16 protein-coding genes are annotated in these 15942 nt (G+C 57.8%); 8 read left to right on the top strand and 8 right to left on the bottom strand.

The annotated features are described in order from the left end of the window. Positions 1-76: 76 nt before the first annotated feature. The 4 genes from nadC (at position 77) to hofC (ending at position 4172) form a co-directional block, all read left to right on the top strand. On the top strand, positions 77-973 hold the full coding sequence (nadC, locus tag C1Y42_RS17325; RefSeq protein WP_104094009.1) for a carboxylating nicotinate-nucleotide diphosphorylase: 897 nt from the start codon (positions 77-79) through the stop codon (positions 971-973). A gap of 176 nt (positions 974-1149) precedes the next feature. Further along, positions 1150-1599 (top strand): prepilin peptidase-dependent pilin, encoded by a 450-nt coding sequence (gene ppdD / locus C1Y42_RS17320; protein ID WP_104094008.1) that lies wholly within the window; start codon positions 1150-1152, stop codon positions 1597-1599. Beyond that, positions 1592-2980 carry a type II secretion system protein GspE gene (gene gspE / locus C1Y42_RS17315; protein ID WP_104094007.1) on the top strand — a complete coding sequence of 463 codons (1389 nt, stop codon included), beginning with the start codon at positions 1592-1594 and terminating at the stop codon, positions 2978-2980. Before ppdD ends, gspE begins: the two co-directional genes overlap by 8 nt. Beyond that, positions 2973-4172: a protein transport protein HofC gene (gene hofC, locus C1Y42_RS17310; RefSeq protein ID WP_104094006.1), complete on the top strand. Its 1200-nt coding sequence runs from the start codon at positions 2973-2975 to the stop codon at positions 4170-4172. The genes gspE and hofC overlap by 8 nt, the downstream gene beginning before the upstream one ends. A gap of 30 nt (positions 4173-4202) precedes the next feature. Here hofC and C1Y42_RS17305 read toward each other — a convergent pair whose 3' ends face one another. Continuing rightward, entirely contained in the window at positions 4203-5243 is a 1041-nt protein-coding gene (locus tag C1Y42_RS17305; protein ID WP_021507548.1) for a GMP reductase, read from the bottom strand. 208 nt (positions 5244-5451) lie between these two features. On the opposite strand from C1Y42_RS17305, the gene coaE reads away from it, so the two are divergent. Genes coaE through yacG form a run of 3 tightly spaced genes read left to right on the top strand, consistent with a single transcriptional unit; the run spans position 5452 to position 7014 of the window. Beyond that, on the top strand, positions 5452-6060 hold the full coding sequence (coaE, locus tag C1Y42_RS17300; protein WP_088516649.1) for a dephospho-CoA kinase: 609 nt from the start codon (positions 5452-5454) through the stop codon (positions 6058-6060). 4 nt (positions 6061-6064) lie between these two features. After that, positions 6065-6808 carry a cell division protein ZapD gene (gene zapD / locus C1Y42_RS17295; RefSeq protein WP_104094040.1) on the top strand — a complete coding sequence of 248 codons (744 nt, stop codon included), beginning with the start codon at positions 6065-6067 and terminating at the stop codon, positions 6806-6808. An 8-nt stretch (positions 6809-6816) separates the two neighbouring features. Continuing rightward, positions 6817-7014, top strand: a complete 198-nt coding sequence (gene yacG, locus C1Y42_RS17290) for a DNA gyrase inhibitor YacG (protein WP_021507551.1) — start codon at positions 6817-6819, stop codon at positions 7012-7014. A 26-nt stretch (positions 7015-7040) separates the two neighbouring features. Here yacG and mutT read toward each other — a convergent pair whose 3' ends face one another. Further along, on the bottom strand, positions 7041-7436 hold the full coding sequence (gene mutT / locus C1Y42_RS17285; protein WP_058774821.1) for an 8-oxo-dGTP diphosphatase MutT: 396 nt from the start codon (positions 7434-7436) through the stop codon (positions 7041-7043). Positions 7437-7621: 185 nt separating this feature from the next. Between mutT and C1Y42_RS17280 the strand changes: the two genes are divergently transcribed. After that, positions 7622-8008 (top strand): transcriptional regulator, encoded by a 387-nt coding sequence (locus C1Y42_RS17280; protein WP_021507552.1) that lies wholly within the window; start codon positions 7622-7624, stop codon positions 8006-8008. Between the two features lie 40 nt (positions 8009-8048). Here the strand turns inward: C1Y42_RS17280 and secA are convergent, their stop codons facing one another. The 6 genes from secA to ftsQ all read right to left on the bottom strand — a co-directional run bounded on the left by secA (position 8049) and on the right by ftsQ (position 15941). Next, positions 8049-10754: a preprotein translocase subunit SecA gene (gene secA, locus C1Y42_RS17275; RefSeq protein ID WP_059010287.1), complete on the bottom strand. Its 2706-nt coding sequence runs from the start codon at positions 10752-10754 to the stop codon at positions 8049-8051. A gap of 77 nt (positions 10755-10831) precedes the next feature. Then, complete coding sequence (gene secM, locus C1Y42_RS17270; protein WP_031279702.1) at positions 10832-11332, bottom strand: secA translation cis-regulator SecM; 501 nt, start codon at positions 11330-11332, stop codon at positions 10832-10834. 271 nt (positions 11333-11603) lie between these two features. Continuing rightward, positions 11604-12521 carry a UDP-3-O-acyl-N-acetylglucosamine deacetylase gene (gene lpxC, locus C1Y42_RS17265; protein ID WP_031279703.1) on the bottom strand — a complete coding sequence of 306 codons (918 nt, stop codon included), beginning with the start codon at positions 12519-12521 and terminating at the stop codon, positions 11604-11606. 101 nt (positions 12522-12622) lie between these two features. Next, positions 12623-13777, bottom strand: coding sequence for a cell division protein FtsZ (gene ftsZ, locus C1Y42_RS17260; protein WP_021507556.1), 1155 nt, complete (start codon positions 13775-13777; stop codon positions 12623-12625). A gap of 71 nt (positions 13778-13848) precedes the next feature. Continuing rightward, entirely contained in the window at positions 13849-15105 is a 1257-nt protein-coding gene (gene ftsA / locus C1Y42_RS17255) for a cell division protein FtsA (RefSeq protein WP_013507861.1), read from the bottom strand. Beyond that, positions 15102-15941 carry a cell division protein FtsQ gene (ftsQ, locus tag C1Y42_RS17250; protein WP_104094005.1) on the bottom strand — a complete coding sequence of 280 codons (840 nt, stop codon included), beginning with the start codon at positions 15939-15941 and terminating at the stop codon, positions 15102-15104. The genes ftsA and ftsQ overlap by 4 nt, the downstream gene beginning before the upstream one ends. Position 15942 lies beyond the last annotated feature (1 nt).

Here is a 15942-nt window from a genome sequence, read left to right as displayed (position 1 = left end):
CCTGGCGTGTCTGGCAATAGCTGCAAAATCAGGCTAAGGTGAGCGCACGTAATCTGCAGGGTGGAGCCGCAAAATCATGGTGTCGCGTCGTTATAATCCCGAACATCGTCGTCAGGAACTGCTTAAACGTATTCAGCTGGATATCCCGGAAACCGTGGCGCGCGCGCTTCAGGAGGATTTAGGCGGTGACGTTGACGCTGACCGCGACATCACCGCCCAGCTGTTGCCGCAGGCGGCGCAGGCTGTAGCGCGCGTTATCACCCGCGAAGCCGGTGTTTTCTGTGGTAAACGCTGGGTGGAAGAGGTGTTTATCCAGCTGGGCAATAACGTTTCCATTACCTGGCACGTCGAAGACGGCCAACCGCTGGTGGCCGATCAGCTGCTGTTTGAATTACAGGGACCGGCGCGGTTGCTGCTGACCGCAGAACGCACCGCGTTAAACTTTGTGCAGACGCTCTCCGGCGTGGCGACAGCCGTGAACCGCTATGTGGCGCTCTTGTCTGGCAGCAATACCCAGCTGCTGGATACGCGCAAAACCCTGCCCGGGCTGCGCACCGCGCTCAAGTATGCGGTGCTGTGCGGCGGCGGGCAGAATCATCGCCTGGGCCTGTCCGACGCTTTCCTGATCAAAGAAAACCACATCATTGCCAGCGGTTCGGTCAGTAAAGCGGTGGAGAAAGCCCTGTGGCTGCATCCGGATGTGCCGGTCGAGGTGGAAGTGGAAAATCTCAGCGAACTGCAGCTGGCGCTGGCGGCCGGTGCCGACATCATCATGCTGGATAACTTCACGCTGGCGATGATGCAGCAGGCGGTTACGCTGACGGCGAAGCGCGCACTGCTGGAGGTGTCCGGCAACGTGACGGAGACGACGCTGCCGCAGATCGCCGCCACCGGAGTGGATTATGTCTCGGTGGGCGCGCTGACTAAGCACGTGCAGGCGCTCGATCTGTCGATGCGTTTTCGCGAAGTCTGACGTCTGCCCGTGCCGCCGGTGCTGGCGGCAAATTGCGAGCGGGCTTCCATCATCATGTGGCTTCGCCTGTAATGCGCCAGATTGTCTGCGCGCCCCTTTCCGGGATTGAAACGCGCCCCCTTCCGCTTTTCCCCGCCCTTTCTTACCGTTGCGGCTCCACAACAAGGAGCCTCATTATGGATAAACAACGCGGTTTTACCCTGATCGAGCTGATGATTGTCATCGGTATCGTCGCCATCCTCAGCGCCATTGGCCTGCCCGCTTACCAAAATTATCTGCAACGTGCCGCGCTGACCGACATGCTGCAAACCATGGTGCCCTATAAAACTGCCGTGGAGCTGTGCGCCATTGAGCGCGGCGGACCGGCGCAGTGTCAGGCCGGCGAGCGCGGTATTCCCGCCGCCAAAGGCTCACGCTATGTGGCGAGCCTGAGCGTGGTGAATGGTGCCATTACGCTGACCGGCCAGGAGAGCCTGACGGGGTTAACCGTTGCAATGTTGCCGATATGGAATGCGGCGGAAGGCGCACTCAGCTGGCAACGCAGCTGCACCAGCGACAACGCCAGCCTGCGCGACAGCTGCCTTGAGCAGTTCCGCTTTGCCGACAAGGAAGAAAACAATGGATAAGCCGGATAGCACCCTGCAGGCGCTGTGTGCCCGCTATCAGGCCGTAATACTGCACCATGACGCCACGCACTTGCGCGTGGCGGTCGCGGACGCGCCAGACCCGCTGTTGTTAGAGGCGCTGCAGTTTGCCAGCCAGTGCGCAGTCGAGGTTGAGTGCTGGCCCGCCGCACGGCTGGAGCAGCTGCTGCACCAGCCAGAAAGCAGTGCGGCACCGCGCGAACAGGCCAGCGCCGAGTCCGCCATTCACGCGGTGGATCAGATTCTGCGCCAGGCCATACAGCGACGCGCCTCCGATGTGCACTTTGAACCGCAGCGTCACGGGCTGCGCGTACGGCTGCGGATTGACGGCGTGCTGCATCCGCTGCCGCAGTTACCGGATGCCCCACCCGCCGCCGTGCTGGCACGGTTGAAAATTCTCGGCGGTCTGGATATCGCGGAGCGTCGGCTGCCGCAGGATGGCCAGTTCAGTCTGGAGATGGATGACAAACCGGCGGCGTTCCGCCTGTCGACCCTGCCGGTCAGCCAGGGGGAAAAAGCGGTGGTGCGCCTGCTGCAAAGCGAAAACAGCGCCATTGCGCTCGATAAGCTGGGCATGCCGGCGCCACAGCTGCGCCTGCTGAAAAACGCGCTGGCCAAACCGCAGGGGCTGATTCTGGTCACCGGCCCAACCGGCAGCGGCAAAACCTTTACGCTGTACAGCAGCCTTAGCGCCCTCAACGTGCCGGAGAAAAACGTCTGCAGCGTGGAGGACCCGCTGGAAATTCCGCTACAGGGGATTAACCAGACACAGGTACAGCCACGGAGCGGTCTCGATTTTAACCGCGTATTGCGCGCGCTGCTGCGGCAGGATCCGGACGTCATAATGATCGGTGAAATCCGTGATGCTGAAACCGCCAGCATCGCCGTAAAAGCGGCGCAGACTGGACATCTGGTGCTCTCGACTTTGCACACCAACTCGACGGCCGAAACCCTGACCCGCCTACGGCAGATGGACATTCCCGGCTATCTGCTTGGCCCGGCGCTACAGCTGGTGGTGGCGCAGCGGCTGGTGCGCCGTTTGTGCGTGCACTGCCGTCAGCCCGGCCAGGCGATTGCCCATCTGCCCGGCGACATGTGGCCCGGCACGCTGCAAACCTGGCGTGCCCCCGGCTGCGATCACTGCTTCTCGGGTTATTACGGCCGCCTGGCGCTGTTTGAAATCCTGCCGATGAGCAGCAGGTTGCAGAACGCTATCTCGGCTGATATGCCGCTGGAGCACCTGCTGACGCTGGCCGCGGAGCAGGGAATGAAAACGCTGCTGACCGCCGGGCTGGAGGCGGTGAGCCGCGGCGATACCTCTTTCGAGGAGATGCAGCGCGTGGTGGGCCTTGGCAATGGCTAATCGCTACCAGTTTCACTGGCAGGCACTGGACAGCATGGGCCTGCTGCAGGAGGGCGAGTCGCTGCAGCCCACGCAGGATGCCCTGCTCGGCCAGCTGGGCGATCGCGGCATGCTGGTGGTGAGCTGGCAGCGCGGGAAATGCTGGCGCGCGCGTGACTGGAAGTGGCAGCAGAAAATTGACCTGATGCGCCAGCTGGCGACGTTGCTGAAAGCCGGGCTGCCGCTGGCGGAGAGTCTGACATTACTGGCCAGCGGCCATCCCCATGCAGGCTGGCGCGTGCTGCTGAGCCTTCTGCAACAGCGGGTCATGGCCGGAGAGCCGTTTTCTCAGGCGCTGCGCGCCTGGCCGGATATCTTCCCGCCGCTGTTTCCGGCGCTGATGCAGGTGGGTGAGCTGACCGGACAACTGGACGAGTGCTGCCGCCAGCTGGCACTACAGCAGAGCAGGCAACAGTTTCTGCGCCAGAAAGTGGTGAAAGCGTTGCGCTATCCGCTGTTCATCCTGCTGGTGGCGCTGGCGGTCAGCGCCGGGATGCTGCTGTTTGTACTGCCGGAATTTGTTGCGGTGTACGCCAGCTTTGACGCACCGCTGCCGGCCTTTACCGCCGGCGTGATGGCGCTGTCAGCACTGTTGCAGCAGGCGGCGCTGCCGCTGCTGTTGTGCGGTGTGGCGTCCGGGTGGCTGGCGCGTCTGGCCTATCGGCGATCCGTTGCGTGGCAAAAGCGCAGCCAGCAGTGGCTGCTGCGGCTTCCGCTGCTGGCCCCGTTGTGGCGCGGCGGTCAGCTCAGCCAGATATACGCGATTCTGCAACTGACGCAGCAGGCCGGGCTGACGCTGCTGCAAAGCCTGCAGGCGGTGGAAGTGACGCTGGCCGCGCGACTGTGGCGCGATGCCATCGTGGCATTACAGCAGCATATTGCCGCTGGCGCACCGCTGCATCAGGCGCTACAGGGACATCCGCTGTTTACGCCGCTGTGCGCTCAGCTGATCCGCGTCGGTGAAGAGGCCGGTGCGCTGGATGTGATGCTGGCGCGGCTGGCGGAGTGGCACGAAGCGCAAACGCTGGCGCGCGCAGACAGCCTCGCCGCTTCGCTGGAGCCGCTGATGATGGTGGTGATTGGCGGCATTGTCGGCACGCTGGTGATTGCCATGTATCTGCCGGTATTTGGTCTGGGAGACGCCATACGTTAAACGGGCGCACGCGGCGCCCGTTGCGGCACATCAGCGGTTAAAGACGCGGTTTTCCTGCTCTGCCACACGAATAAATGTCGTGCGCTTAGTCAGCTCTTTCAGGCGCTCTGCACCGACGTAAGTACAGGCCGAGCGCAGCCCGCCGAGGATATCTTTCACCGTCTCCGCGACCGGTCCACGCAGCGGCAGACGAACGGTTTTACCTTCTGCGGCGCGGTAGCCCGCCACACCGCCCACATGACGTTTCATCGCGGATTCGGAGCTCATGCCGTAGAACAGCATAAACTGCTCGCCCTGCTCTTCAACAAGAGTGCCTTCGCACTCATCGTGTGCCGCCAGCATGCCGCCGAGCATCACGAAGTCAGCGCCGCCGCCGAACGCCTTGGCGATATCGCCCGGCACGGCGCAACCGCCATCGCTGACAATCTGCCCACCGAGGCCGTGCGCCGCATCAGCACACTCAATCACCGCGGAGAGTTGCGGGTAGCCAACGCCGGTTTTGACGCGCGTGGTGCAGACCGATCCCGGGCCGATTCCCACCTTCACAATGTCGGCACCGGACAGAATCAGCTCTTCGACCATTTCACCGGTCACCACATTCCCGGCACAAATGGTTTTCCCCGGGAAGCTTTCCCGCGCACGCTGCAGGAAGGCAACAAAGTGCTCGGAGTAGCCGTTTGCCACATCAATACAGATAAAATTGAGTTGGGGCGACAGCGCGAGGATCGCGCTTAACTTTGTGAAATCTGCTTCTGAGGTGCCGGTAGAGACCATTACGTGGCTGAGCACCGTGGCCGGTACGCGCTGGATAAAAGTCTGCCACGCTTCAACACTGTAGTGCTTGTGAACGGCGGTCAGCACGTTAAAGCCAGCCAGCGCTTCGGCCATGGTAAAGGTGCCGACGGTATCCATGTTGGCGGCAATCACCGGAACGCCGGACCAGGCGAGGCCTGAATGTTTGAAGGTGAACGTACGTTCCAGCTCAACCTCGGAACGGCTTTTCAGCGTGGAGCGTTTCGGGCGGATCAATACATCTTTAAAGCCCAGTTTTACATCTTCTTCGATACGCATAGCAGAGTGTCCTGGTTAGTGACGACGAACCGCAGTTCGGGTAGCGCTCACGGCTCCAGTGTCGTTATCATACGCGCCATTCGTTCCGCGACAAGACTGCGAATTTCACTTTATTTAAGCTACAATCCGTTAAATTTAGCTGAGAAAACCGATTGTGATCGGGCTCTCATCACGCTGCGGCAGATGAGAAAAATGTTGAGAGAACGCTATGCCTTTTACCGTTGCACTGACCGGCGGCATTGGTAGTGGTAAAAGCACCATTGCTAACGCTTTTGCCGCGCTGAACGTCGACATCATTGATGCCGATGTGATTGCCCGCGAGGTGGTTGAACCGGGCACACCTGCGCTCAATGCGATTGTGAAACGCCACGGAGAATCGATTCTGACCGCAGAAGGCACGCTTTATCGCGCGCGTTTGCGGGAAATTATTTTCCAGCAGCCGCAAGAGAAAAACTGGCTCAATCAACTGCTGCACCCGCTGATTAACGCCCGTACCCAGCAGCTGAAGGCGCAGGCGGCTTCGCCTTACGTCATGTGGGTAGTGCCGCTGCTGGTAGAAAATGGTCTGCAGCATCAGGCTGATCGGGTATTAGTTGTGGATGTCGATGAGGCCACGCAGCTGCAGCGCACCCGCCAGCGTGATGGTATCTCTCTCAGCCAGGCGCAACGGATTCTTGCCGCGCAGGCCAGCCGTCAGCAGCGTTTAGCCTGCGCGGATGACATCATTGATAACAGCGGCACGCCGGAACAGGCTTTGCCGCGCGTTGCTGAACTTCACCAGCGCTATTTACGCCTGGCAGCAACCGGACGGGATTAATATCATGAGCACAGTGGTTCTGTTTGAACACCCATTGAATGAGAAAATGCGCACCTGGCTGCGCGTGGAGTTTTTGATTAACCAGCTGCACGAAACGCTGCCGGTCAACAGCTCGGTTGCCGCACTCGGTGTATTTCGTATTATTGGCGACCTGCTGGATATCTTCGAACGCGGCGATATGCGCACCGAGCTGTTAAAAGAGCTGGAGCGTCAACAGCAAAAACTGCGTGCCTGGCTGGATGTGCCGGGTGTCGATGAACACACCGTCAGCCAGTTGCGCGATCAGCTGAAGCAGCAATCCAGCGAGCTGATGGCCGCGCCGCGCATGGGTCAGCAGCTGCGCGAAGACCGGCTGATTGCCTCCGTACGTCAGCGCCTGAGCATTCCCGGCGGCTGCTGCAGTTTTGATCTGCCGGGTTTACACATCTGGCTGCACCAGCCACAGGCGCTGCGCGATACCCTGGTGAATAGCTGGCTGGCCTCGCTCGATCCGCTGCGCAACAGCCTGACGATGATCCTCAACCTGATTCGTCAGTCGGGCGTGTTTCGCCATCAGACCAGCCTCAACGGCTTTTATCAGGATAACGCCGAGGGGTCCGACCTGCTGCGCCTGCAGCTGACGCTGGAAGATGCGCTCTATCCGCAGGTCTCCGGTCATAAAAGCCGCTATGCCATCCGCTTTTTACCGCTCGATAGCGAACGCGGCGAAGTGCCGGCGCGACTGAATTTTGAATTAGCCTGTTGTTAGAGGATGTTATGCAGGAAGAGATGATTACCGTACCTTGCCCTAACTGCGGTAAAGCCGTGATGTGGGATGAACTTAGCCCGTGGCGCCCGTTTTGCAGCAAACGCTGTCAGTTGATCGATCTGGGTGAGTGGGCCGCTGAGGAGAAACGCATTCCCAGCAGCGGTGACATGACGGAGAGTGACGACTGGAGTGAAGAGCAGTCGTGATCGGCAGGGGCACGCGGCCCCTGAGTTTAAATCTCGCCCGCCACTAAGCGGGCAATCAGGGCGTGGTTGGCCGGTGGAAATTCATCGGCCAGCAAATCACGCTGCTCGACCCAACGCTGCGGCTGACCTTCGCGTCCCCATGGCTCACCCTGCCAGCCCTCCACCAGGAAGAAATGCAGCGTAACACGCAGGTCATCGTAACTGTGGTCGGCCTGACCAATCGCTTTCGCCGCCGTCACTTCAATACCGGTTTCTTCCATCAGCTCACGTTTTAACGCCTGTTCTGCACTTTCGTGCTGTTCAATTTTTCCGCCCGGGAACTCCCATTTGTTGGCCATGTGGGAGCTTGCTGCGCGCTGGGCAAGAAAGATCTGACGACTGGCATTGCGAATGATGCCCACCGCCACCTGCAGGTGTTTCATAAGCTGGATTCCGCTTGTAGTGAGTGAGCGCTGATTTTAAAGCAGACGCCGAACGATGTTAACTGCTGTCGGCTTCACCGCGATCCTGTCGCACAGATTCCAGTTATTAAGACAGGTCGTAATGATCGCACGGCGCCATGTTGGGAATACTCGCAGCCACTTTACTCTAGCCAGGCCGACTACACATGGAACGCAAACTAACAACGTTTCTGGCGCAAGACGCACAGAAACAGATGAATACCTTACGCCATTTGGTTTTTCACGACATCCTGACGCTCGACAGCGCGCAAAACACTTTAACCTGGTGGCCAGAACAGAAGACCATCCCGCTTAATGAAGCGCAGAAGCGCTTCTTCTCTTGCCTGCTGCTGCGCATCACCTCGAAACGGCAGATTATCGCCACAGTATGGAATGAGAGCTATCCGGGGATCAGCGATAACAACTATCACCAGCTGCTGTTTCAGAGCCGGGCGTTGCTGAAACGCTATGGTTTGCCGGATGGGCTGCTGGTTACGCTGCCCTACCATGGCGTGCGGCTGAATGAGGAGAAGCTGATGGCGATTACCCGCTAATCAGCCAAAGAAAAAGGAGCCCGCGGGCTCCTTTTTGTTATCAGGCCAGACGACCGTGACACTGTTTGTATTTTTTACCTGAGCCGCATGGGCACGGATCGTTACGTCCCACTTTTCGCTCACCGCCCTGTGCCGCCAGTGCAGCGGCCGCTGCGGTGTCGTCATCGACGTGACTGAGCTGCTGCTGCTGTGCCAGGCGCTCTGCTTCTTCACGACGCTGCTGCTCCATCGCTTCCACTTCTTCCGGCATCCGCACCTGCACTTTGCTCAGGGTGCTGATCACTTCGTACTTCAGCGACTCCAGCATCGCGGCAAACATGGCGAAAGATTCACGTTTGTACTCCTGCTTCGGATCCTTCTGCGCATAGCCACGCAGATGGATACCCTGACGCAGATAGTCCATCGCCGCCAGATGCTCTTTCCACAGCGAGTCGAGCGTTTGCAGCATCACGCCTTTTTCGAAGTTGCGCATCATTTCTGCGCCGACCACTTCTTCTTTCGCCGCATAGTTTTCGCTGGCGCGGCTCATAATGCGCTCACGCAGCGTCTCTTCATGCAGATCCGGCTCTTTATCCAGCCACTCGGCAATGGGCAGATCCAGATCGAAATCATTGCGCAGACGCTCTTCCAGCCCCGGGACGTCCCACATCTCTTCCAGCGACTGCGGCGGAATGTAAGTGTCGATAGTGGCTTTGAACACATCTTCGCGGATGCTGTTGATGGTGTCCGAAACGTCAGAGACATCCAGCAGTTCGTTACGCTGGCTGTAAATGGCGCGGCGCTGATCGTTAGCGACGTCATCGTATTCCAGCAGCTGTTTACGGATATCGAAGTTGCGGCTTTCCACTTTGCGCTGCGCATTAGCAATTGCTTTGGTTACCCACGGATGCTCAATCGCTTCACCCGGCTTCATACCCAGCTTACGCATCATGTTGGACACACGATCGGAGGCAAAAATACGCATCAGCGCATCTTCCATCGACAGATAGAAGCGCGAAGAACCGGCGTCACCCTGACGGCCCGCACGGCCGCGCAGCTGGTTATCGATACGGCGTGATTCGTGGCGTTCGGTACCGATAATGTGCAGACCGCCTGCCGCCAGCACCGCATCATGGCGCAGTTTCCACGCTGCCTTGATGGCTTCAATCTGCTCTTCCGTCGGGTTTTCCAGCGCGGCCACTTCCGCCTGCCAGCTACCGCCGAGCATGATGTCCGTACCACGACCGGCCATGTTGGTCGCGATGGTTACCGCGGCTGGCTGACCTGCCTGCGCCACGATATCCGCTTCGCTGGCGTGGAACTTGGCGTTCAGTACGCTGTGCTTGATACCCGCGCGCGTCAGCTCCTGGGATACCACTTCCGATTTTTCAATCGAGATGGTGCCCACCAGTACCGGCTGCCCGTTAGCCGTACAGGTACGAATATCTTCGATAATGGCATCGATCTTCTCTTTCTCGGTCATGTAGACCAGATCGGCCATATCTTTACGCACCATCGGACGGTTGGTCGGTACCACGATGGTATCGAGCTTGTAGATGGAGCTGAATTCAAACGCTTCAGTATCAGCGGTACCGGTCATACCGGCCAGTTTCTCGTAGATACGGAAGTAGTTCTGGAAGGTGATGGAAGCCAGCGTCTGGTTTTCATTCTGGATCTCCACACCCTCTTTGGCTTCGACCGCCTGGTGCAGGCCATCAGACCAGCGACGTCCCTGCATGGTACGACCGGTGTGTTCATCAACGATGATCACCTCGCCATCCTTCACGATGTAGTCAACGTCGCGGGTGAACAGTGCATGGGCGCGCAGTGCTGCCGTCACGTGGTGCATCAGCATGATGTTGGTCGGCGAGTAGAGTGATTCGCCCTCATCCATGATGCCCTGACTGACCAGCAGCTCTTCCACTTTCACCAGACCGCGCTCGGTCATGTGCGCCTGACGGGCTTTTTCATCCACCCAGAAGTCACCTTCGCCCTGGAAGTTATCCGAGTCTTCTTTTTCCTGGCGCACCAGATGCGGAATGATTTTGTTGACCTTGATATAGAGATCGGAGCTGTCTTCGGCCGGACCCGAGATAATCAGCGGCGTACGCGCTTCATCGATCAGGATCGAGTCCACCTCATCCACCAGCGCATAGTGCAGTTTACGCTGTACGCGCTCTTCCGGACTGAAGGCCATGTTATCGCGCAGATAATCGAAGCCGTATTCGTTGTTGGTGCCGTAGGTGATATCGGCTGCATACGCAGCGCGCTTAGCCACCGCCGGCATGCCCGGCAGGTTGATACCGACTGTCAGACCAAGGAACTCAAACAGCGGACGGTTGTTTTCGGCGTCACGCTGCGCCAGATAGTCGTTGACGGTCACAACGTGCACGCCCTTACCGCTCAGCGCGTTCAGGTAGGCTGGCAGCGTCGCAGTCAGGGTTTTACCCTCACCGGTACGCATCTCCGCGATGCAGCGTTCGTTGAGCACCATGCCGCCGATCAGCTGCACATCAAAGTGGCGCATGCCAAACACGCGCTTACTGGCTTCACGCACGGTGGCGAAGGCTTCGGGAATCAGGCTCTCCAGCGTTTCACCTTTTTTCAGGCGCTCGCGGAATTGATCGGTTTTCGCTTTCAGTTCGTCGTCAGACAGTTTGACGAACTCCGGCTCCATCTTGTTGATGACATCGACCACTTTACGCATGCGGCGCAGAGTACGATCATTGCTGCTACCAAAAACTTTCGTTAACAATTTGATTAACATAATAAATTTATCTCAATTCAGCCGTGACAATACGGGCTGCAAAAGCAAAAAACAGAAAAAGGAAAATAACGTTAGCGTTAAGCAATGAAAGGTCCGGCGCGGATGCCATGAATAGCAGCCTGCCAGTCAGCAGAAGAGTGAACGTTGGGCGAAACATGATGCGCTCGCGACGGCGGTGCCATCGCGGCTAAAGGTTGCGCGGGTGAAGTCAGCAGCGCCTGCAGCGAGTCAATCAGCGCCAGCTTTTGCGCCGCCAGCGGCAATGCATGCTCCGCTTCCGCGGTCGCGGGCGGCGTCATGCTGAATGAGAGATGGCGAATAACGGTGCGGATGGCGTGCTGATGCCAGTAGTCAACGTTGAAACTGGGACGGCGCGCGCTTTCCTGCAGGCGAATCAGGTGATCAAACCGCACCACCTTGCCGGTAAACAGGCTGCTGACCGGCGAATCGCTGCTGGTGGGTTCTGCGCTTTGTGCACAGGCAGGCAGGCCGAGACTGGCCGCCACCATTCCCAACAGGAGATGAGGCCAGAAATAGCGTCTGCCGAGTTGTCGCCAGCGTGAGAAAATCCCGATCACCTTTCGTCCATCATGCCAGTCATTAAGCGCTAAGCCAGAGTTGCGTTACGCACCCTGCTTACATGAGCGCCAGATAATAGCACTTATGTGGGGCTTCGACATCAGGGATTAAAGGGCTTACGGCGGATTTCACGTTTTTTTGCGCAGGGTTTGGTCGCTGGCAACAGGGTTTTGCGAGCGGGATTACAGCTTAGCGGCGGGCAATAAAAAACGGCGGGTTCCACTGACCGGAGAGGGTGTCAGGGAAGCCCGCCGTTTGATGGCTGACTAATTAAGCCAGCACTAAATTTGGCGCTTTGAAGGCCAGTGGCAGTTCAGCTTCGTCTTCGAAGGTCGCCCATTCCCAGGCTTCCTGCTTCGCCAGTACCGCCTGCAACAGTTTGTTGTTCAGCGCATGGCCGGACTTGAACGCAGAGAATGCGCCAATCACGTTATGACCACACATGAACAGGTCGCCGATGGCGTCCAGCATTTTGTGACGCACGAACTCATCTTCAAAGCGCAGGCCATCTTCATTCAATACGCGGAAGTCATCGAGGCCAATCGCACAATCTAAACTACCGCCCAGGCACAGGCCTTTAGACTGCAGATATTCGATTTCACGCATAAAGCCGAAGGTGCGCGCACGGCTAATCTGACGCACAAAGGATTCAGCCGAGAAATTGAGCTGGTAACGCTGCGAGCTTGAGTCGATCGCCGGATGTTTGAAGTCGATGGTGAAGTCGAGTGAAAAACCGTTGTACGGTTTAATCTCGGCCCACTTATCGCCATCTTCTACCCGTACCGTTTGCTTCACGCGCACGAATTTCTTCGCGCTGTTCAGCTCTTCGACACCGGCATCCATCAGCAAATAAACAAAAGGCGCGGCACTGCCATCCATAATCGGAATTTCTGGCGCATCGACTTCAACAATAATGTTGTCGATACCCAGACCTGCCAATGCAGCATTCAGGTGTTCAACCGTCGAAATACGCACGCCTTCATCATTCACCAGGCAGGTACTCAGCATGGTGTCGCGCACGTATTTTGCATCAGCCGGAAAATCAACCGGTGGATTCAAGTCAGTGCGACGATAGATGACCCCGGTATTAGCCGACGCAGGGCGTAAAGTCAGCGTGACTTTTTTGCCGGTATGCAAACCGACGCCAGTCGCCTGAACAATACGTTTTAATGTCCTTTGTTTGATCATCGCATTATCTCGCAATATTACCCATCCGACCGCCAGTATAAATTACCGGCGGGCGAATACTTTAGCACAAAGAGCGGAGAATCCCAATTCTCAGGATATTCTTAGTCTGCCTGTTTACGCAGGAAGGCTGGAATATCAAGATAGTCAGGCTCTTTGCTGGATGACGCTGGCTGGTCATTCACCACTTTCGCGGCCGGTTTCTGCTCCTGCGGCAGCGGCGCCATGCCGTGCTGCTGGTAGCGATGATCCATGACCGGCTGAGTCGCAGGCTTGTTGGTCACCAGAGTGATTTCCGGACGCTTGTCCATGCCGATACCGGTCGCCACCACGGTGACGCGCAGCTCGTCGTTCATCTCTGGATCCAGCGAAGTACCGATAACCACGGTCGCGTTGTCCGAGGCGAAGGCGCGGATGGTGTTACCCACGGTTTCGAACTCATCCAGGCGCAGGTCGAAGCCCGCCGTGATGTTGACCAGCACGCCACGCGCACCCGACAGATCGATATCTTCCAGCAGCGGGCTGGAGATCGCCATTTCGGCCGCTTCTTCAGCACGGTCTTCACCACAGGCAACGCCAGAACCCATCATCGCGTAACCCATTTCTGACATCACGGTACGCACGTCGGCGAAGTCGACGTTCATCAGGCCCGGACGGGTAATCAGTTCTGCGATACCCTGCACCGCACCTTTCAGCACGTCGTTAGCCGCACCGAAGGCATCCAGCAGAGAGATACCACGGCCCAGCACTTTCAGCAGCTTGTCGTTAGGAATGGTGATCAGTGAATCAACATGCTTAGACAGCTCAGCGATACCCTGCTCAGCAAACGCCATGCGTTTTTTCCCTTCGAAGTTGAAGGGCTTCGTCACCACTGCAACCGTCAGGATACCTAAATCTTTGGCTACTTCAGCCACCACAGGAGCTGCACCGGTACCGGTACCGCCACCCATGCCCGCGGCGATAAACACCATGTCTGCCCCTTCCAGCGCAGAACGCAGTGCTTCGCGATCCTCTTCCGCCGAGGTACGGCCGACTTCCGGGTTAGCACCCGCACCGAGACCTTTGGTGATATTGGTCCCGATCTGAATCGTCTGGCCGACCGCCGTTTTACGCAACGCCTGCGCGTCGGTATTCACAGCGAAGAATTCCACACCTTCGATACGCTCGCGTACCATGTGCTCTACGGCGTTGCCACCGCCACCGCCGACGCCGATGACTTTAATCACCGCGTCATTGGTTAATTCCATAGGTTCAAACATGATTTCTCTCCGTTATGTGCCTGTCGCCTGGAGATCATAAACATTGCCTGATGATCTCCTTTTTCAAAAAATTAAAACTCTTTCTTCAGCCAGCTGTTGATGCGTTTAAACCAATTGCCCACTGAAGCACGTTTTTCCGTTTCTGCATCACCGTTCATGTGTGACTCTTTGCCGTAATGCAGCAGGCCAACCGCCGTCGAGTAGTACGGCTCCTGCGCATAATCCGTCAGGCCGGTGATGTTAAGCGGCTGACCGATGCGCACCTGGGTGTGGAACACCCGCTGTGCACAGGCCGCCAGACCTTCAATCTGCGCCGCACCGCCGGTCAGCACAATACCGGCTGCCAGATGGTGCTTCACGCCCTGCTGACGCAGTTGTTCCTGCAGTTGCAGAATCTCGTCGTTCACCAGATTCAGCAGTTCGGTGTAACGCGGCTCAATCACTTCTGCCAGCGTCTGGCGCTGCAGGCTGCGCGGCGGACGTCCACCCACGCTCGGCACCTCGACGTTTTCGTCTTTGCCGACAATCGAACCCAGCGCACAACCATGACGCACTTTAATCGCTTCGGCGTCGGTTGGCGGTGTGCCAAAGGCATAGGCGATATCGCTGGTCACCACGTTCCCGGCATAGGGAATCACTTTGGTATGACGCAGCGCGCCGCCGGTGTACACCGCGATATCCATTGTACCGCCACCGATGTCAACAACACAGACTCCCAGCTCACGTTCATCTTCGGTCAGCACCGAAAAACTGGATGCCAGTCCGGCAAAAATCAGTTGGTCAACTTTCAGGCCACAACGTTCAACGGCTTTCACGATATTTTTTGCCATATCGTTGTGGCAGGTGATGAGATGCACCTTGGCCTGCATACGCACGCCGGAAAGGCCAACCGGATTTTTGATGCCTTCCTGATAATCGATGGCGTATTCCTGTGGAATCACATGCAGAATACGATGTTCGTCGCGCACGCGAACGGATTTCGCCGTATGCACCACGTTTTCCACATCATCCTGAGTGACTTCCTCTTCGGAAATCGGAACCATCCCGATTTCGTTCTGACAACTAATATGTTTGCCCGATAAAGCAAGGTATACCGACGAAATCTGGCAGTCTGCCATCAATTCCGCCTGGTCGATGGCGCGCTGAACGCACTTCACCACCGACTCCAGATCGTTCACGCCGCCTTTGTCCATACCGCGGGACGGGCAGCTGCCGACGCCAATAATGTTGACCATACCATCGGGCAGAATTTCCCCAACCAGGGCGGCGACCTTCGCAGTGCCGATTTCAAGTCCTACTACCAGTTTTCTGTCCGTTGCCTTGATCATTGTGGTTTAGCCTGTGCCTGGTTTTGTTGCTGATTACTGTCCTGTGGCTCAATCGGTGCCGGTACCCAGCCTACTGCGGCGCCGGAGTCATAGCGTAGATCAACATAGCTGATACGGTGGTTCTGACTCTGGCCCTGCTGCTGCAACTCCGGATAGAGCTCAATAAAACGGTTCAGACGCTTCATGGTGTCGCTGCGCCCCAGTTCGATGCGCACATCGTCACTGGTCACCAGCTGCCACGAGCGCCGCGCCGTCATCGACGCGACCTTCAGGGTAAACTTACTGGCCCGCAGCACATCACTCATGGTGTGATAGCCAGCCAATACCTCTTTCTCACTGCCTTCCGGACCATACAGCATCGGCAACGTCTCTTTGCCGATGTGGCTGGCCGGGACGCTGAAGGAGACGCCATCGGCGTCCACCATGTGCGAGTCATTCCAGCGTGCCACCGGGACGTACTCCACCAGGTTTATCTTCAGCTCATCAGGCCACTGCTTGCGCACGCTAACCTGTTTAATCCACGGTAAACGCTCGATCTGCTGCTGGATAATGTCCACGTTCTGCGACATGAACGTTCCCGGCGCGCCGAGCGATAAAATCGCCTGACGAATATCATCGTGCGTGGTGTAGTGGGTTTCGCCCGTCACCACCAGCTTCGACAGCGGCAGACGCGACGCATCATTCATCCACTTCAGCACCACGAGGCCGCCAGCCACCATGATGCCCATCACCAGCAGCAGGAACACGATGCCAAACAGCCGTGCTCCGTTGCTCCGTCCGGAGCGCGCACGCTCCTGAGGTTCGCGATTTCTAACGCGCAGTGCCGCCTGAGACATA

The organism is Pantoea sp. ICBG 985, from assembly GCF_002928365.1.
Classification (GTDB): Bacteria; Pseudomonadota; Gammaproteobacteria; order Enterobacterales; family Enterobacteriaceae; genus Pantoea; species Pantoea dispersa.
This window is presented reverse-complemented; position numbering and strand designations above follow the sequence as displayed.